The sequence below is a fragment of the Parvibaculum sp. genome (assembly GCF_035511255.1).
In the GTDB taxonomy this organism is placed as follows: Bacteria; Pseudomonadota; Alphaproteobacteria; order Parvibaculales; family Parvibaculaceae; genus Parvibaculum.
In genome coordinates this window covers 1-12,059 of record NZ_DATKFR010000308.1, presented here as the reverse complement: position 1 = coordinate 12,059, position 12,059 = coordinate 1, and the positions used below count along the sequence as shown (strand labels likewise).

Genomic DNA, 12,059 nt, shown 5'->3' with positions numbered 1-12,059 from the left:
CCTTCTTCAAGTCGCTGGCGCCTTTCTTTTTCGCCAGTATCGCGCGAACGAACTTGTCCCACTTCGCCATGCCGGCGCGCTTTTCGGGCATGTAGTGCCAGCGGTCGTAGTTCTTGGAGCTGACGTCCTGAAGCGCGTGGTTCTGGAGGCGGTCGCGGATCTCCTTGGAGACACCGGCCTTGCCGGCGAGCGTTTTGAAGGTGCGACGGAGATCGCGGTTCGTCACATACGGGATCACGCCGCGATCGCGCTGGCGCCACATGAACGAGTAAAGCGTGCCGTGGCTGACCGGCTTCGACGGGTCCGTAGCGGAGGGGAAGAACCAGCCATATTCGTTCACGTTGATGGATTCGAGCAACTCGGCGGCAAGCGACGGCACGGGGACGGCGTGCGGCTGAAGGTTCTTGGTCTTCGACCAATCAATGATCCGCTCCTTGGCATCCCATTGGTCGATGTGAAGGCGAGCGATTTCCTGGACCCGCTGGCCGGTCAGCATGAGAACTCGAACGGCGCGGGTGTAGGGCGGGTGGATGGGCGTGTCGGGGCTTTCCAGCCAGCGATAGAGCCGCACGAACTCATCCTCGTCGAGCCAGCGCGTGCCTTGGACTTTGGGTTCGGTCGGAATGCCTGTGGCCGGATTGAAGGGAATTCGGAAGCGGCGCGGCGAAGTATTCCGATAGTCGTTGTCGGACTTCATGCCCCAGCCATAGGCCGCGTGGATATAGCCGCGGACATGGTCGGCCATCGCCCGCGCGCCGCGATCGTAGATCGGCCTGATGAGTTCTACGATCTCTTCGGGTTCGATCTCGCGGGCGAGACGGTTGCGGCCGAGCGTGTCGGCGATCTTGTTCAGACCCTTTTCCGTCTCCTTCCATGATGGCTTGCCTGCGCTCTTGAGCGACGCGACGTAGCCCTCGAACAGGTCGGCGATAGTGCCGGGACGGGTATCGGTCGCGATCTTGATGCTCCGGCCCTTCTGGATGACGTCGGCATAGTCACGCTTGAAGATCGCGCGAGCCTCGACGAGGGACATGGACGGATAGGCGCCGATCTTCTTCTTGGTGCGCTTGCCGTCGCGCCACTGCTGCGCCATCCAGTCGGCGGTTACCCGCTTGGGCATGGGCTTCAGGACGAGGACGAGCCGGCCGGTCCCGCGCCCGTCGCCGTCGGGGAGATTTTCTTGTTTCCTGCTCGCGTCGACCCGTTTCAGCGCGTGCCGGATGGCGGTGTCGGTCAGGCTTGGCATGGCGTTTCTCCTGCTCCGCAACTGGGATCGGTCAGGGAGAAAGCGGGATCGGTAGCTGGGAGCGGGAAGCCGATTTCTACCCCTAAAACCGCCCCCAATTTGCCAAAACCGCCCCCAGTACGCAATGCCGAAAATGCACGATTTTTCTAGTGTTTCAGCGTGTTTATGCGTGATCCAGCGTGATCCTTTTTTAGTGAGTGGGATGGTTGTGGACCAGGATGATCGACGAAGCATTGAGCGACAATGCGCGCTTCACGACCTCGCGCGGATAAACCGGCGTATGGTCGATGGTGCCGGTCTGCTGAACTTCGTCGGCGATCAGCACATTTTGCCGATCCAGGAAGAGAATGCGGAACTGCTCGAGCGCATTATGCGCCATTGATGCCGAGCAATAGTCGAGCAGCGCCGACCAGGACGAGATCACTTCTTTCTTCAGAACCTTCGATTGGGAAAGGCGCAGCCCAGCCTCCCGCACGATGCGGAAATCCGTAATCGTCGCATCGGAAATGCCCTTTACCTCGCGAAGGCGCTGGGCCTCCGCGTGGAGTACGCCGGCCAGCCCGCCGAAGAGCCCGATCAAATCCTTGGCCAGCGGCTTCACGTCGCGTTGAGGAATGGTGCGGAAAAGGATGAGTTCTAGCAACTCGTAGTCGGGCAGTGCCTCGGGCGCCGCATTGAAGCGGATGCGCAGACGTTCACGATGTCCCGCGTGATGCGGCTTTTCCGTCGCATCGCGCTTTCCTGGTTCAGGCATAAGGCGGGCAGTCGAGTCCGGCGGGCGATTTCGTGAAAATCTCGACGCCGTCTTCGGTGACGCCGACCGAATGCTCGAACTGCGCGGAGAGCGAACGATCGCGGGTTACGGCGGTCCAGCCGTCGGCGAGTATTTTGACGCCCGGTTTACCGAGATTGATCATGGGCTCTATGGTGAAGAACATACCGGCCTTCAATCTCGCGCCTTCGCCGCGCCGACCGTAATGCAGGATGTTCGGCATGTCGTGAAAGACGCGGCCGACGCCGTGTCCGCAGAATTCGCGCACCACCGAGCAGCGCTCGCCTTCCGCATATTCCTGGATCGCGGCGCCGATGTCGCCAAGCGATGCGCCGGGCTTCACCGCCGCGATGCCGCGCATCATGGCTTCATAGGTGACTTCGCAGAGGCGCGCCGCCTTGCGTGGCACCTCGCCGACGTAATACATGCGGTTCGTGTCGCCGTGCCAGCCGTCCTTGATATAGGTGACGTCGACATTCACGATATCGCCTTCGCGCAAGACCCGGTCGGCGGGAATGCCGTGGCAGACGACGTGGTTGATCGAGGTGCAGCAGGAATGGCGGTAGCCGCGATAGCCGAGCGTCGCGGGCAGCGCGCCCTGATCGGCCCCGAACTCGAAAACCGCCCGGTCGATAGCTTCCGTCGTCACGCCCGGCTTGATGAAGCCCGCCAGCATATCGAGAGCCGCGCCCGCAATTCTGCCGACCACCCTCATGCCCTCGAAGGCATCGGGACCGTAAAGCTTGATCTGGCCGGTATTGCGCGTGGGCGCGTCAAAGGCGTCGATATAGTTCATGGGATTGTCCGGGTGAAAGCGACTGTCGTTAACATAATGGTTCGCAGCCCCTTGGCCTAGCCCCCTCAAAAATCGCCGGAAATAGCCAACGAAACGGGGCGAAGAGGGCTTGGCCATTTGTCTCTGGCGCGGGGAGGGGGCTATTCTTTCTCCACATATGAACTCCCGCGAGGACCGAAAGATGCCGGATGCCGCCAACAGCCCGGGCGCTCAACTTGGCGCCGCGCCGCGTATCGTTACAGCCTGCGTGGTGCTGATCGGCGACGAGATTCTCTCTGGCAGGACGCGGGATTCGAACCTTTCCTATATCTCCGGACACCTGAACCAGATCGGTGTGCAGGTGCGCGAGGCCCGCATCATTCCCGATGTCGAAGAAACCATCGTTTCAGTCATCAACGAGGTTCGGGCACGCCACGATTATGTCTTCACCACCGGCGGCATCGGGCCGACGCACGACGACATCACGGCGGACGCAATCGCCAGGGCTTTCGGTGTGCCGATCGGCCCCCACCCGGAGGCGATGGCGATTCTCGAGACCCATTACCGGGAGACCGGCGGCGAGTTCACCGAAGCGCGAAAGCGCATGGCCCGCATACCCGAAGGCGCGAGCCTCATCGCCAATCCGCTCAGCAAGGCGCCCGGTTTTCAGATCGGCAATGTCTTTGTGATGGCCGGTGTACCGATGGTCATGCAGGTGATGCTCGACAGCCTGACGCCGCGCCTCGAAGGCGGCGCCACCATGCGGAGCCGCACGGTGAGCGGCCAGATTGGCGAGGGCACCATCGCCGAGAAGCTCGGCGCGCTGCAAAAGCGTTATCCTGACGTCGTTATCGGCTCCTATCCCTATTACCGCGGCAAGATCTTCGGCACGAGCCTCGTCATGCGCGGCGTCGATGCAGGCCTGCTCGACGAAGTGGCGGGCGAGGCGGCGGCGCTCATCCGGGGATTCGGTATCGAACCGGTCGAAGGCGAGCCCGCCTGACCGCCAGAGACCAGGATGGCCTGCGGCAAAAATGTCGCCAAATTGCAACAGCCGGCCCCCGCATTACCAAAGATTCAGCTTTCGCTTGGCCTCAAGCCGATACAATATTGAGAGAGTCGGCTAAAGTTCCGGGCTGACGGGGTCTGACGGTTGCCAACCGCGTGTTCCGCAAGGAGCGCCGAAAAGGGGGGAAGCGCCGCCGGGGCCTGAACAATAAGGCTTGGGAACGAGTTCAAGGGTCAGCGATACCCGGAGGGAGAGACGCTTATGAAGAAGATTTTCGGCATTGTGGGTCTGGTGGCCGGTGCGACGATGATGGTGTCGGGCACGGCGATGGCGCTGGATTCCAGCTTCGATGCCATGTCGAAGTCGGGCAAGCATCAGTTCTACGTCTGGTGCACCGGCGGCAAGTCCAAGGTTGAGAGCGCCGACGGCGCGAGCGCCAAGGAAGCCCAGGCGAAGATCGCCGCTTCCGCCGGCGACAGCTGCTGGCCGGTTTGGCAGGGCCTTGCCGGCTAAGCTGCGGCTCATTCGGATTGAAACGGCGGTCCTTCGGGCCGCCGTTTTCATTTGGGGCCGGCATTCTCCCGCGTTGCGCCGCTCCGCCCGAGCGGGCATATCTGTGAACGCCGCCGAAGCAAGGCCCCTTGGCGAAACTGGTATACGCAGCAGACTTAAAATCTGCTTCTCGAAAGGGAGTGCGGGTTCGAGTCCCGCAGGGGCCACCAGTACTGGAATGTACACCACAAATTTGAGGCTATGATCGCCCAGAAGGCCTTCGTGTCTCGGGGTTCGGCAGGGCGGATCAGCATGATGCACTCTTGACGAAGCTCTCTATTCCTCGCGCGACAGTTCGTCCTTGTTGACCATTCTCTCGCGCAGTTCAGCCCATTTGAGCAAGGCATCGAGCGCAGGACACAGAGCTTGTCCCCAATCCGTCAGGCCGTATTCGACCTTGGGCGGAACCTGATGATGGACAATGCGGCGGACCATCCCGTCCTTTTCCATCTGCCGAAGTTGCTGAATTAGCATCTTCTGGGAAATCGCCGGGATCGCTTTCTCAAGCTCCGAGAAGCGGAGGATATTCCCGCCGAAGAGATGGAAGAGGATCAGCAGCTTCCAGCGGCCCTCCAGAACCTTGAAAGTCTGCTCGACATCCAGAGCCGCCGTTACAGGCGTGTACGCCTTGCCCTTACTCTTAGGTGAGTACCTTACTTTTTTGTGCGTTCTTGCCATTTGGTTAGCCTATCGCCATCCTCATTGTCAGGCAACACCGACACCGGAGAACAACAGCAAGAAGGAAGGATTCGACATGTCGCTGCATCTGCCCGAGCCGATTGAACTTTTCATGTCTTCTGAAAACACGCACGACCCCGACGCGATTGACGACTGCTTTGCGTCGGATGCGGTGGTCAAGGACGAGGGCCGAACGAGGAGAGGGCTGAAGGAGATCGCGTCCTGGCGGCGTGAAACTGCTGCCAAGTACCATCACAGAGTCAGGCCGGTTGCAGTCGCAAATCGCGCGAACAAAACCGTGGTTACGACTGAAATGACCGGCGACTTCCCCGGTAGCCCCGTCACGGTTGATTTCATCTTCAACCTCGACGGCGACAAGATTGCCTCGCTGGAGATCGCGCCATGAGCCGATACCTTGGCCTTGAAGGCAAGCGCGCACTGGTAACGGGAGGCACCAAGGGCATTGGCGAAGCTGTGGTCGGGGCGCTACGCGACACGGGCGCGACAGTTCTAGCCACAGCGCGCTCGCAGCCAGATAATCTTGCTGATGGGGTCCACTTTGTGGAGGCCGATGTAACCATCACTGATGGATGCCACGCCATCGCCAAAGCTGCCGCCGAGCGCCTCGGCGGGATCGACATCGTGGTGCATGTTGTCGGCGGTGCATCGGCTCCGGCAGGCGGCTTTGCTGTGCTCGACGACGAGGAGTGGCGCAAGGCGCTCGACCAGAACTTTTTTGCGGCGGTACGTCTCGACCGCGCGCTGTTGCCGGACATGATCGAGCAAGGCTCTGGTGTCATCATTCACATTACGTCGATTCAGAACCGGCTTCCCTTGCCAGAAGCGACAATCGCTTACGCCGCTGCAAAGGCCGCCCTCTCCAACTACAGCAAGGCGCTTTCCAAGGAGGTGAGCCCCAAGGGCATACGCGTCGTGCGCGTCGCTCCGGGCTGGGTGGAGACAGAAGCCGCCGTTCGCCTGGCCACGCGTCTCGCGGAGGAGGCAGGCACGGACTATGAAGGTGGCAGACAGATCATCATGAAAAGCCTTGGCGGCATTCCCATCGGCCGTCCGGCGAAACCCAGCGAAGTCGCGGACCTCGTTGTCTTCCTTGCTTCGTCCCGCGCCGCCTCCATCACAGGTACTGAGTATGTCATCGACGGCGGGACAGTCCCGACCGTTTAGCACCAGTGGCGAAACGAGATGCGGATCCATTCCCAATGGAAACAAGGATTTCCCAGTGCCCAGATTTGTCCGGATCGGCCCACCAATCGCTCGGGCAGGGCTGTCTATCGCGGCGGCTCAGCCATTCGCCGGCGGCAAAGCGCCGTCGCGCTTGCCGAGTTCGGCGAGCAACATCCGGCGGTAAATGCCGCGCCAGCCGCGCTGCGGTACCGACAGGAACCACGAATTCCGAAGGTCCCAGACATTCATGATCGCGGTTTCCGGGTCCATGCCCAGCGCGCCCAGGGAACCGTAGCCAGAGTTCGGATATATCGTGATCTCGCCGCCATAGAGTTTGCCGCCGCTCCATAGAAAATCGAAGCGCGCATAATCGATGTCCTGGCTGAGGCGCGCGGCATAGGCGATCGCCGCCTGATACCCGTCTGGTATGGGGGCGGCCTCAAGCTCTGCCTCCGATACGCCGTCGCCGCATAAAAATCCGACGCGTTTTTCTTCGCGGGTCAGATAGATGGCCGATTCCCGATCGGTCTTTGAATGAAGCAGCAGCGTTCCGTAGGCGACCTTGCCTCTGCCCGCCCGAATATTGATATCGACGACGTTCCCGTCCGGATCGGTCAGCATTTCTTCGACAAAGATCCGGCGCTTTATCAGGCGGTAGGACCATTCCCCGTCTTTGCGGCCATAGGCTTTCTCGGTGCGCCAGCGCTGCACCGTCCGATCGAGATCCTCGGGGTCGTATTGCCCGCCGCGTATGAAATAATTCCGGTCGGATGCGTTGTTGACCTTCACCACGACGTCGCCTTGCAGCACGTCCGGCGGGATCGCGGTCGACCCGTCCCCGACCCACAGGATGCGGGGCAAGTTGAGATCGGGAGCCCGGCGCGCGATGAACTCCCTCGCCGCGAGCTTGTCGTTCAGGATGAGGAAGAGCGGGTTGTGGTCGAATAGTTTTCGCCACTGCATCCAGTCGTAATAGGTCTCGGGCAAGGCGAGCTTCGGGGCGCGCCCGTGAATGCGCCTGAATTTCCGTTTCAGCTTCGGGAAGCGCCAACCGTACAAGGTATCGACCGCCGCGAGCACCGAGGCGTTGAACGAAGGCAAAGACATGTCTGGCATTATGGAACTCGAGTAAACCGTATAGTGGCGCCCCGCCGGATGGATCATAGGGCGCGCTTATCTACGCCAGACCGTGAGACTGAACCAAATCGCTGCCAACACAGGAAGCGTTCTTCGTTCACTTCCTGGCCTCCATGCAGTTCGTCGAAAGCGCGGCCTTGCATTTCATCCGGTTCGGATAGGCGTCGCTGAGATTGCGATGATCGGCCTGCGCCCGGCATTCCTTCTCGGTCACACTTTCGGTGCAGGCCCTTGTCGCCGACCAGGTGCCGTCCGCCTGTCTGGTCTCGCAGACGAGTTCGCAGGTGCCGCGCTCCGACGAAGCTGGCAGCGACAGTGGAGCGGCGGGGGCCGGCGCCGCCGTCGTCGCGCCGACAAGAAGGATCGAAAGAAAGAGGCGCATGCTAAGCTCGCTTCCATGGAATCGGTCGCGCATTTGACATCGCGACGCGCGCGGCGTCCATGGCTCAGGAACGAAAACCGGCCGCCGCCGTTTAGATGCGACGAACCGCCGGATGAACACGAAGAAGAACGTACCGAACCTCATGACGACCGAACAGGACGCCGCCCAGGATAAGGATGTTCAGCCGCGCTTTCTCTCGGTCCTCGGACCGGGTCTCACGACGGGCGCCTCCGACGACGATCCGAGCGGCATCGCCACCTATTCGCAGGTCGGCGCGCAATTCGGCTATGGGCTCGGCTGGGCGCTGATCCTGACACTGCCGCTGATGGCCGCCATCCAGGAAATCAGCGCGCGCATCGGCCGCGTTACCGGACACGGGATCGCCGGCAATCTCCGCCGTCACTATCCGCGTTCGGTCCTCTATGTCACCGTTGGTCTTCTCTGCGTCGCCAATACCATCAATATCGGCGCAGATCTCGGCGCGATGGGGGCCGCGTTGCAGCTTCTGATCGGCGGCCCGGCGCTTTTTTATGTCGTTCTCTTCGGCGTCGCGAGCCTGCTCGCAGAGATATTCATTCAGTACGCGCGTTATGAGCCGATCCTGAAATGGATGACCTTTTCGCTTTTTGCCTATGTAGCGACGCTTTTTGCGGTCGAGATACCGTGGGGCCGAATCCCCGGTTATCTTTTCCTGCCCTCGCTCTCGTTCGATCCCGGCTATGTGACGAGCGTTATCGCCGTCCTCGGCACGACGATCAGTCCCTATCTTTTTTTCTGGCAAGCGGAGGAGGAAGTCGAGGGCGTGGAGGAGAAAGACGGCGCGAATCCGCTGATCGACGATCCGGCATCGGCGCGGCGTGAATTCTCCCGCATCCGCCTAGACACGATCGTCGGCATGGTCTTCTCGAATGTCGTCGCGTTGGCGATCGTCATGACGACTGCCGCGACGCTCCACACCCACGGCATCGTCAACATCGAAACCTCGGCGCAGGCGGCTGAGGCGTTGCGCCCCATCGCCGGGCCTTTGGCCTTCACGGTCTTTGCCGCCGGCATCATCGGCACCGGCCTTCTCGCCGTTCCGGTCCTTGCAGGCTCTGCGGCCTATGCGGTGGGGGAGGCGATGCGCTGGCCGACGGGCCTTGCGCGCAAGCCGGGCGAGGCCAAGGCCTTTTACGGCGTCATCGCCTTCGCGACGCTCGTCGGCGTCGCGATGAATTTCTCGTCCATCGATCCGATCAAGGCACTCTTCTGGGCCGCCGTCATCAACGGCATCGTCGCCGTCCCGGTCATGGTCATCATGATGCTGATGACGAGGCGCAGGGACATCATGGGCGATTTTCCGCTGCCGCCGGGGCTGCGCCTGATGGGTTGGGTCGCGACGGTGGCCATGGTCCTGACCGCGATCGCCTTCGTTCTGACCCTCTAGCTTTCGGAGGCGGCGCTCTTTTTCAGAGACGCACGGCTTCGCGCGGGGTGGGTGTGCCGTGATGCACGGCATCCGCCGGCACAGCCTCGTTCGCCTTCAGCGTCGCGTCGAATTTGTAGAGCGTCGAGCAATAGGGGCAGATGATTTCGGTCTCGCGGCCCATGTCGAGATAGACATGCGGGTGATCGTAAGGCGGTGTCGCGCCGATGCACTCGAACTCGCGGACACCGATGCGGATTTCGCGCATGCCAGCGTCGTTCGTGAATTTCGGTGTGCCTTCGCCGTGCATCGCACTTACCTTTCGCTGCCGGATGGTCGTCGCGCCGGGCGTCCCGGAGCGGCGCTAAATTAATCCGCCGGACGGGGAATTCCTAGCCTGAACTTGAATTTATCCGACGTCCGAGGGGAGAGATACCTCGGCCTTGGCGAGCTTTTCGAGCGCGGCCGGCTTGAGCAGGGTGGTGGAGGCATAGCCGACGGCGATCAGCCCTTTTCGCTCGAAGTCCTTCAGCGCCTTGTTGACGGTCTGGCGCGACACGCCGAGCGTTCCGGCCAGCTCCTCCTGCGAAAGTCTGAGATCGACGACGATGCCGCCACCTTCCTTGCGGCCATGTCCCCGGCCGAGCTCGCCGAGCCGCTGCGCCAGACGGACGGCGAGCGGCAGCCCGGACGTATGGACGATGTGATCGAGCGCCTTGCGGTAGCGGTCGCCGAGAATCTGGACGAAGGGCGCGTAATGCTCCGGATTATTGCGGGTCAGCCGCGCAAAGCCCGCCCGGTCGATCTGGAGGAGGGTCGTCTTGCCTATGGCAGCGGCGTCCGTCGAGCGCGTCTTGCCGTCCAGCATCGAGCTTTCGCCGAACCAGGCGCCGGGGGTTGCCACCATCAGCAGTGCGGCGCGCCCTTCGCTCGTCGTCTGGCTGATGCGGATCTGGCCCGACAGGAGGGCGAATACCCCGTTCGCCTCGTCTCCGGTCCGGAAGATGGCTTGGTCCTCGAACCGCCGCACGCGCCCCTCCGAAAGAATGCCTTCGGCAAGCGTCTGCGGCAGGTCGCGGAACCAGGGATTTCCGGCAAGGATTTCGCGCAGCTCGATCCTGTTCATAACCCGAGAATCGAAAATAGGGACAAGATTGTCAAGCAGGCGACAATCTTGTCCGGGCTTCACCCTAGGATGCCTTCGTCGAAGCATCAGGGAGACAGACATGAACGCGATTCTGAACACAGCACCGAGCCCGGCGGATGTCCGCTCGCAAGTGAGTCCCGAGGAATGGGTACTCCGCGTCGAACTCGCCGCCTGCTACCGGATGATCGCGCATCTCGGTTGGGACGATCTGGTCTTCACGCATATCTCGGCCCGCGTGCCGGGCATGGACCGGCACTTCCTGCTGAATCCATATGGGCTGATGTTCGAGGAGATCACCGCCTCGAGCCTCGTAAAGGTCGACATCGACGGCAACAAGGTTTTGCCGTCGCCTTACGACATCATTCCGGCGGGCTACACAATCCACAGCGCCGTGCATGAGGCACGCGACGACGCGCATTGCGTCATGCATCTCCATACGCCCGAGGGCGTCGCCGTCTCCTGCCAGAAGGGCGGCCTGCGGCCGATTTCGCAGACCGCGCTCTACGCGCTCGCTTCCATCGCCTATCACCCCTATGAGGGCGTCGCGCTCAATGCCGAGGAGAAGCCGCGGCTTCAGGCCGATCTCGGCCGCAAGAAGATGCTGATCCTCGAGAACCACGGGCTGCTCACCTGCGGCCGGACGGTCGCCGACGCCTTTCTCGCGATGTTCACCCTGCAGCGTGCCTGCGAAATCCAGATCATGGCGCAGGCCGGCAGTGGCGATCTCATTGGTATTTCCGACGCGATCCTGCGCGGCATCGGCGCCCAGGCGAAGCAATCGCTCGGCGACAGCGGCGCGAACCGCGTCTGGCCCGCCATCATCCGCAAGATGGGCCGGCTCGATCCGTCCTTCCGCAATTGATTTTTGAAAGGAACATTCCATGTCGAACACCCCCGCCCATCTGCGCGCCACGTTCACGGATATGTCGCAAGGCACGCAGGAAGACTGGTCGCGCATCGCCGCCGAATTCGTGCCCTATGCGGCGAAGCTCCCCGATCGCGTGCTCGATCATCTGAGGTTGCTCGACAGCGATTACGGCGGCTTCATCGTCGATCGCCTGACCCACAGCCTGCAGACGGCGACGCGCGCCCATCGCGACGGGCGCGACGAGGAATATGTCGTCTGCGCGCTGCTCCACGACATCGGCGACACGCTGGGCAGTTTCAACCATCCCGATATCGCGGCGGCGATCCTGAAGCCCTTCGTCAGCGCGGAGAACCACTGGATGGTGCAGCACCACGGAATTTTCCAGGGTTATTATTTCTTCCATTATCTCGGCATGAACAGGGATGCGCGCGACCGATTCAAAAATGATCCGCTCTACGAGCGCACCGCCGAATTCTGCGCCAAATACGACGCGCCGGCCTTCGATCCGGAATATGACACGCTGCCGCTTGAGTTTTTCGAGCCGATGGTCCGGCGCGTCTTCGCCGGGCCGAAAGGTCAAGGCTGATTTTCGGCGGAGCGGTCGCGGGGGGTGGATCGCGGCGCTGACGTAAGGGCTTGGCCCCTTGCGCCCGCTTCGGCATACTCCCCCGCACGGTTGGCCAACCGGACGCAAAGATCCGGTGGCGGGAACACATGTGGGAGGTATTCATGTCGAAAGCGGCCGGGCACGGCGCGCCCCTGTCACGCTGGACGCTGCTGGCTTTCGCATTTCCGGCCGCGCCGATTTCGGCGATGGGGCTTCCCCTCGTCGTTCATCTGCCGCCCTTTTATGCAGGCACGCTCGGTCTCGGCCTGACAGTCGTCGGCTCCATCTTCATGCTG

At 61.8% G+C, this 12,059-nt stretch carries 15 protein-coding genes and 1 tRNA gene; 8 read left to right on the top strand and 8 right to left on the bottom strand.

Going from position 1 to position 12,059, the window contains the following annotated elements; translation table 11 throughout:
* The 3 genes from VMR03_RS12280 to map form a co-directional block, all read right to left on the bottom strand.
* On the bottom strand, nt 1-1,246 hold a 1,246-nt coding region (locus VMR03_RS12280), incomplete at its 3' end, for a tyrosine-type recombinase/integrase (protein ID WP_325405604.1).
* A 190-nt stretch (nt 1,247-1,436) separates the two neighbouring features.
* Nucleotides 1,437-2,000 carry a JAB domain-containing protein gene (locus VMR03_RS12275; protein ID WP_325405602.1) on the bottom strand — a complete coding sequence of 188 codons (564 nt, stop codon included), beginning with the start codon at nt 1,998-2,000 and terminating at the stop codon, nt 1,437-1,439.
* Nucleotides 1,993-2,814, bottom strand: coding sequence for a type I methionyl aminopeptidase (gene map, locus VMR03_RS12270; protein WP_325405600.1), 822 nt, complete (start codon nt 2,812-2,814; stop codon nt 1,993-1,995). The genes VMR03_RS12275 and map overlap by 8 nt, the downstream gene beginning before the upstream one ends.
* Nucleotides 2,815-2,995: 181 nt before the next feature.
* On the opposite strand from map, the gene VMR03_RS12265 reads away from it, so the two are divergent.
* The 3 genes from VMR03_RS12265 (at nt 2,996) to VMR03_RS12255 (ending at nt 4,524) form a co-directional block, all read left to right on the top strand.
* The gene (locus tag VMR03_RS12265) at nt 2,996-3,796 is read left to right on the top strand and encodes a competence/damage-inducible protein A (RefSeq protein ID WP_325405598.1); all 801 of its coding nucleotides are present in this window, start codon (nt 2,996-2,998) and stop codon (nt 3,794-3,796) included.
* 267 nt (nt 3,797-4,063) lie between these two features.
* Nucleotides 4,064-4,315 (top strand): hypothetical protein, encoded by a 252-nt coding sequence (locus tag VMR03_RS12260; RefSeq protein ID WP_325405596.1) that lies wholly within the window; start codon nt 4,064-4,066, stop codon nt 4,313-4,315.
* 122 nt (nt 4,316-4,437) lie between these two features.
* A tRNA-Leu gene (locus tag VMR03_RS12255) sits at nt 4,438-4,524 on the top strand.
* 106 nt (nt 4,525-4,630) lie between these two features.
* On the opposite strand, the gene VMR03_RS12250 is transcribed toward VMR03_RS12255, so the two are convergent.
* Nucleotides 4,631-5,032, bottom strand: coding sequence for a helix-turn-helix domain-containing protein (locus tag VMR03_RS12250; RefSeq protein WP_325405594.1), 402 nt, complete (start codon nt 5,030-5,032; stop codon nt 4,631-4,633).
* A 76-nt stretch (nt 5,033-5,108) separates the two neighbouring features.
* Here VMR03_RS12250 and VMR03_RS12245 point away from each other — a divergent pair, with 76 nt between their 5' ends.
* Together VMR03_RS12245 and VMR03_RS12240 are read left to right on the top strand one after the other, a co-directional pair.
* On the top strand, nt 5,109-5,438 hold the full coding sequence (locus tag VMR03_RS12245) for a nuclear transport factor 2 family protein (protein WP_325405592.1): 330 nt from the start codon (nt 5,109-5,111) through the stop codon (nt 5,436-5,438).
* On the top strand, nt 5,435-6,217 hold the full coding sequence (locus VMR03_RS12240; protein WP_325405590.1) for an SDR family oxidoreductase: 783 nt from the start codon (nt 5,435-5,437) through the stop codon (nt 6,215-6,217). The genes VMR03_RS12245 and VMR03_RS12240 overlap by 4 nt, the downstream gene beginning before the upstream one ends.
* A gap of 117 nt (nt 6,218-6,334) precedes the next feature.
* Here the strand turns inward: VMR03_RS12240 and VMR03_RS12235 are convergent, their stop codons facing one another.
* On the bottom strand, nt 6,335-7,324 hold the full coding sequence (locus VMR03_RS12235) for an ATP-grasp fold amidoligase family protein (protein ID WP_325405588.1): 990 nt from the start codon (nt 7,322-7,324) through the stop codon (nt 6,335-6,337).
* Nucleotides 7,325-7,451: 127 nt separating this feature from the next.
* Nucleotides 7,452-7,736, bottom strand: a complete 285-nt coding sequence (locus VMR03_RS12230) for a hypothetical protein (RefSeq protein WP_325405586.1) — start codon at nt 7,734-7,736, stop codon at nt 7,452-7,454.
* Between the two features lie 142 nt (nt 7,737-7,878).
* On the opposite strand from VMR03_RS12230, the gene VMR03_RS12225 reads away from it, so the two are divergent.
* Entirely contained in the window at nt 7,879-9,162 is a 1,284-nt protein-coding gene (locus tag VMR03_RS12225) for a divalent metal cation transporter (RefSeq protein WP_325405606.1), read from the top strand.
* 22 nt (nt 9,163-9,184) lie between these two features.
* Here the strand turns inward: VMR03_RS12225 and VMR03_RS12220 are convergent, their stop codons facing one another.
* Both VMR03_RS12220 and VMR03_RS12215 read right to left on the bottom strand, forming a co-directional pair.
* A complete protein-coding gene (locus VMR03_RS12220) occupies nt 9,185-9,451 on the bottom strand; it encodes a zinc-finger domain-containing protein (RefSeq protein WP_325405584.1) in 267 nt (88 codons plus the stop codon).
* A 99-nt stretch (nt 9,452-9,550) separates the two neighbouring features.
* A complete protein-coding gene (locus tag VMR03_RS12215; protein ID WP_325405582.1) occupies nt 9,551-10,267 on the bottom strand; it encodes a Crp/Fnr family transcriptional regulator in 717 nt (238 codons plus the stop codon).
* 100 nt (nt 10,268-10,367) lie between these two features.
* Between VMR03_RS12215 and VMR03_RS12210 the strand changes: the two genes are divergently transcribed.
* Together VMR03_RS12210 and VMR03_RS12205 are read left to right on the top strand one after the other, a co-directional pair.
* Nucleotides 10,368-11,150: a class II aldolase/adducin family protein gene (locus tag VMR03_RS12210; RefSeq protein WP_325405580.1), complete on the top strand. Its 783-nt coding sequence runs from the start codon at nt 10,368-10,370 to the stop codon at nt 11,148-11,150.
* Between the two features lie 19 nt (nt 11,151-11,169).
* Entirely contained in the window at nt 11,170-11,742 is a 573-nt protein-coding gene (locus VMR03_RS12205) for an HD domain-containing protein (RefSeq protein WP_325405578.1), read from the top strand.
* The last annotated feature ends 317 nt before the right edge of the window (nt 11,743-12,059 follow it).

Bases quoted from the DNA above. Each gene is read 5' to 3' on its own strand.
- map (WP_325405600.1), bottom strand. From the start codon at position 2,814: ATGAACTATATCGACGCCTTTGACGCGCCCACGCGCAATACCGGCCAG.
- VMR03_RS12215 (WP_325405582.1), bottom strand. From the start codon at position 10,267: ATGAACAGGATCGAGCTGCGCGAAATCCTTGCCGGAAATCCCTGGTTC.
- VMR03_RS12275 (WP_325405602.1), bottom strand. From the start codon at position 2,000: ATGCCTGAACCAGGAAAGCGCGATGCGACGGAAAAGCCGCATCACGCG.
- VMR03_RS12240 (WP_325405590.1), top strand. From the start codon at position 5,435: ATGAGCCGATACCTTGGCCTTGAAGGCAAGCGCGCACTGGTAACGGGA.
- VMR03_RS12210 (WP_325405580.1), top strand. From the start codon at position 10,368: ATGAACGCGATTCTGAACACAGCACCGAGCCCGGCGGATGTCCGCTCG.
- VMR03_RS12230 (WP_325405586.1), bottom strand. From the start codon at position 7,736: ATGCGCCTCTTTCTTTCGATCCTTCTTGTCGGCGCGACGACGGCGGCG.
- VMR03_RS12250 (WP_325405594.1), bottom strand. From the start codon at position 5,032: ATGGCAAGAACGCACAAAAAAGTAAGGTACTCACCTAAGAGTAAGGGC.
- VMR03_RS12205 (WP_325405578.1), top strand. From the start codon at position 11,170: ATGTCGAACACCCCCGCCCATCTGCGCGCCACGTTCACGGATATGTCG.
- VMR03_RS12245 (WP_325405592.1), top strand. From the start codon at position 5,109: ATGTCGCTGCATCTGCCCGAGCCGATTGAACTTTTCATGTCTTCTGAA.
- VMR03_RS12265 (WP_325405598.1), top strand. From the start codon at position 2,996: ATGCCGGATGCCGCCAACAGCCCGGGCGCTCAACTTGGCGCCGCGCCG.
- VMR03_RS12220 (WP_325405584.1), bottom strand. From the start codon at position 9,451: ATGCACGGCGAAGGCACACCGAAATTCACGAACGACGCTGGCATGCGC.
- VMR03_RS12260 (WP_325405596.1), top strand. From the start codon at position 4,064: ATGAAGAAGATTTTCGGCATTGTGGGTCTGGTGGCCGGTGCGACGATG.
- VMR03_RS12235 (WP_325405588.1), bottom strand. From the start codon at position 7,324: ATGTCTTTGCCTTCGTTCAACGCCTCGGTGCTCGCGGCGGTCGATACC.
- VMR03_RS12225 (WP_325405606.1), top strand. From the start codon at position 7,879: ATGACGACCGAACAGGACGCCGCCCAGGATAAGGATGTTCAGCCGCGC.